We start from the raw sequence: 3,581 nt of genomic DNA on the forward strand, positions 1-3,581 counted from the left end.
CAATTTTGTCATCACCATCATCGAAACCGGCGACTCCGTGCAGGATGTGCTGAGCGCGTACAACGACGCTGCCGCCAAATACGACATCATCGTCGGACCGCTGGCGCGCAGCGCCGTGACCGCACTGGCGCAATCGAACAATATCGTCAAGCCGACCATCGCGCTGGCGCAGCCGGATCTTCCCGACGGCGCAGAGCAGCGCCTGCCGCGCCAACTGCTGCTGATGGGTTTGTCGATCGAAGACGAAGCACGCCAGGTCGCTGCCTGGACCGAACGCGTCAAGACGCCCGGCAAGATCTTTTCGGTCGCCACCAATGTCGCCTGGCAGCGCCGTGCCGCCAAAGCCTTCACCCAGCAGGCCCGGCAGATCGGCCTGACGGTCGACAACCTCGAACTGAGCGTGCCCAACAACGCGCTCAGCGCCAGCGGCCTGGCGCAACTGAGCCAGCGCATCCAGGCGGAAAGGCCGGCGCTGCTGTTCGTCGCGCTCGACGCCGCCCAGACCATCCAGCTGCGCAGCGCCATCGGCAGCGAGATTCCGCTCTATGGAACCTCCCAACTGAATCCGCTGACGCTGGCGACGGCGACGGCAGCGTTGGATGCGGCAGCGAAAGCGGCGGCCGCCAACACGGCGCCGCCTGTCAACGACAGCCGTCTGCCCGAGCTCGACGGCGTGCATCTGGTCGACATGCCGTGGCAATTGCAGGCCGACCACGCCGCCGTGGCCGCCTATCCGCGCTCGGTCGCCAATACCGACGGCAAGCCCAACGCCGACCTCGAGCGCCTGTACGCGCTTGGCATCGACGCCTTCCGCGTCGCCAGCGAAATCGCGGCGCAGCGTTCCGGCTTCGACATCGACGGCGTGACCGGCCAGATCAACGCCAACATCGGTGCCGGCGCCACGTACTTCCAACGCAAGGAAACCCAGGCCGTCTACCAGGACGGCATCGCGGTTCCGGTGGCCAACCAGCGCTGAACGCGCATGGCCTTGTTCGACCGGCTGCGCGGCAATGCCGGCCCGCGCACCAGCAAGCAAGTCAGCGGCGACGCCGCCGAGGATGCCGCCCTGGCCTTCCTGCGCGGCGAAGGATTGCGCCAGGTCGAACGCAACTTCCGCTGCAAGGGCGGCGAAATCGATCTCATCATGCAGGACGGCGACACGCTGGTGTTCGTCGAAGTGCGCAAGCGCAGCAAGGACAGCTTCGGCGGGGCGCTGGCCAGCGTCACGCACGCCAAGCAGCGCCGCCTGATCGTCGCTGCCCAGATCTTCCTGCAGCGCTACCGCATGCCGCCGGCCTGCCGCTTCGATGTGATCGGCTACGACGGCGACCGCATGAACTGGCTGAAAAATGCCGTGGAAGCAACTTCGTAAACCTGTTGCCACGCTTCTTTACCGCTTGCATAAGCGGGGCCGCCCCCCAACTACACTATAATTGGCGAGCTTATCGGCACTATCTGCCGCTGCCTGCCAGTTTCAGGCCGGCAATCCGGGCGAACGCACCAGACAATGTCGTTCTTCATGCATCGTTAAACCTACTCGCACCATGACCAATCAACGTATCCTTTCGCATTTTCAGGAAAGTGCCGAACTCAAGATCCACGCCGGCGCCGTGCTGGCGCAGCCGATCGAGCAGGCAATTGAACTTATGTTCACCGCGCTGTCGAATGGCAACAAGATTCTTGCCTGCGGCAACGGCGGTTCGGCAGCGGACTGCCAACATTTCGCCGCCGAACTGGTGGGCCGTTTTGAACGCGAGCGCCTGCCGCTGCCGGCGCTGGCATTGACGACGGACACCTCGATCCTGACCGCGGTCGGCAACGACTACAGCTACCTGGAAATCTTCTCGAAGCAGGTCCAGGCCTTCGGCCAGGCCGGCGACGTGTTGCTGGCGTTCTCGACCTCGGGCAATTCCGGCAATGTGCTGGCAGCCATCGATATCGCCCAGGAGCGCGACATGCGCGTGGTGGCGCTGACCGGTAAGGGCGGTGGCGCCATCGGCAAGAAACTGACCGACGCCGATGTGCATATCTGTGTGCCGCATGACCGTACCGCGCGCATCCAGGAAGTGCATCTGGTGACTTTGCATTGTATTTGCGACGGTATCGATGTCGCGCTCTTTGGAGGTGATGTGCATGAATGATGTCAAGGCTGGCTGGACCACGTTGTCGAAGTTGCGCCGTCCGCTGGCGGCCGCCGCCGTGTGCGGCATGCTGGCGATCGGCTTGCAGGGCTGCTTCGGCGTACTGGCCGGCGGTTTGCTGGCCGGCACCTTTGCCGCGACTGATCGCCGCACGCTGGGCGCGCAGACCGAGGACAAGTCCATCGTGATCAAGGGCGAAGCCAACATCCCCGGCGTGGTGCCGCAAGGCTCCCACGTCAACGTCACCAGCTTCAACCGCAAGGTTCTGCTGAGCGGCGAAGTGCCTGACGAAGCATCCAAGGCCGCCGCCGAACGCGAGATCAAGAGCCTGCCGGGCGTCGAAGGCGTGTTCAACGAACTGGCCGTTTCAGGCTCGTCCAACTTCTCGTCGCGTTCCGGCGACGCCCTCGTGACCAGCAAAGTGCTGGCCAGCCTGGTCGATGCCAAGGATCTGTATTCCAGCGCGTTCAAGGTCACCACCGAACGCGGCATCGTCTACATCATGGGTCGCGTGACCGAACGCGAAGGCAAGCGCGCGGCGGATATCGCTGCCGGCGTGAGCGGCGTGCAAAAGGTTGTGACGCTGTACGAATACATTTCGGAAGAAGAACTCAAGCAGTATTCCCGCCAGGCGCCGCCGGATCCGGCCAAGTAAGCCGGAGCCTGCCGCAGGGCAAGTCGCTGCAGCAGGCCGGAGCCGCCGCGTTCATGATTGTTCATGGTCCGGCGGTTTTTTCATGGCGCCTGAACTCATTCCGAAATGAGTTCTATAATGAGCGGATCGACTGACGCTTCCGGATGGTCTGGCACTGTTTGATGTTGTCGCCTTGTCATCCGGCAATACCGCTACGGAAAGAACATGGAAGCCAAAAACGCCACCTCGCCCGCTGCAACGCCGCGCCGCCGCCTCGGCCTCAAGCTGGGCGGACTGGCCGTCGTCGCAGCCGTGGCCTTGTTCGGCTATAGCTCGCTGTCGGCGCGCAATACCGCCCCGGACGTCACCTTCGTCAAACTGGACGGCCAGAAGGTCGCGCTCAAGGACTTGCGCGGCAAGGTCGTGATGGTCAACTTCTGGGCCACCAGCTGCACCACCTGCATCGGTGAAATGCCGCAGATGATCTCGACCTACAACAAGTACAAGGACCAGGGCTTGGACTTCGTTGCCGTCGCGATGAGCTACGATCCGCCGAACTACGTCCTCAATTACACCGAAACCCGCAAGCTGCCCTTCAAGGTCGCGCTCGATTCGCAAGACACGCTGGCCAAGGCCTTCGGCGACGTCAAGCTGACGCCGACCACCTTCGTCATCGGCAAGGACGGCAGCATCCTCAAGCGCTACGTCGGCGAGCCGCAGTTCGCCGAATTGCACCAGTTGCTGGAAAAGGCGCTGGCCGCCTGAAGCGGATATCTGATTCCGCAATGAAAAACGGGGGGGGGGGG

At 63.2% G+C, this 3,581-nt stretch carries 5 protein-coding genes; all 5 read left to right on the top strand.

Annotation, left to right across the window (positions count from 1 at the left end; genetic code table 11):
• A partial coding sequence (locus tag HLUSI_RS0109800) for a penicillin-binding protein activator (protein WP_016833799.1) occupies positions 1-976 on the top strand: 976 nt, incomplete at its 5' end.
• 6 nt (positions 977-982) lie between these two features.
• Positions 983-1,372, top strand: a complete 390-nt coding sequence (locus HLUSI_RS0109805; protein ID WP_016833800.1) for a YraN family protein — start codon at positions 983-985, stop codon at positions 1,370-1,372.
• 172 nt (positions 1,373-1,544) lie between these two features.
• The gene (locus HLUSI_RS0109810) at positions 1,545-2,141 is read left to right on the top strand and encodes a phosphoheptose isomerase (RefSeq protein ID WP_016833801.1); all 597 of its coding nucleotides are present in this window, start codon (positions 1,545-1,547) and stop codon (positions 2,139-2,141) included.
• Positions 2,134-2,796, top strand: coding sequence for a BON domain-containing protein (locus HLUSI_RS0109815; RefSeq protein WP_016833802.1), 663 nt, complete (start codon positions 2,134-2,136; stop codon positions 2,794-2,796). The genes HLUSI_RS0109810 and HLUSI_RS0109815 overlap by 8 nt, the downstream gene beginning before the upstream one ends.
• Before the next feature lie 204 nt (positions 2,797-3,000).
• Positions 3,001-3,540: a peroxiredoxin family protein gene (locus HLUSI_RS0109820; RefSeq protein ID WP_016833803.1), complete on the top strand. Its 540-nt coding sequence runs from the start codon at positions 3,001-3,003 to the stop codon at positions 3,538-3,540.
• Positions 3,541-3,581 lie beyond the last annotated feature (41 nt).

This window comes from Herbaspirillum lusitanum P6-12, assembly GCF_000256565.1.
Taxonomy (GTDB): domain Bacteria; phylum Pseudomonadota; class Gammaproteobacteria; order Burkholderiales; family Burkholderiaceae_D; genus Herbaspirillum; species Herbaspirillum lusitanum.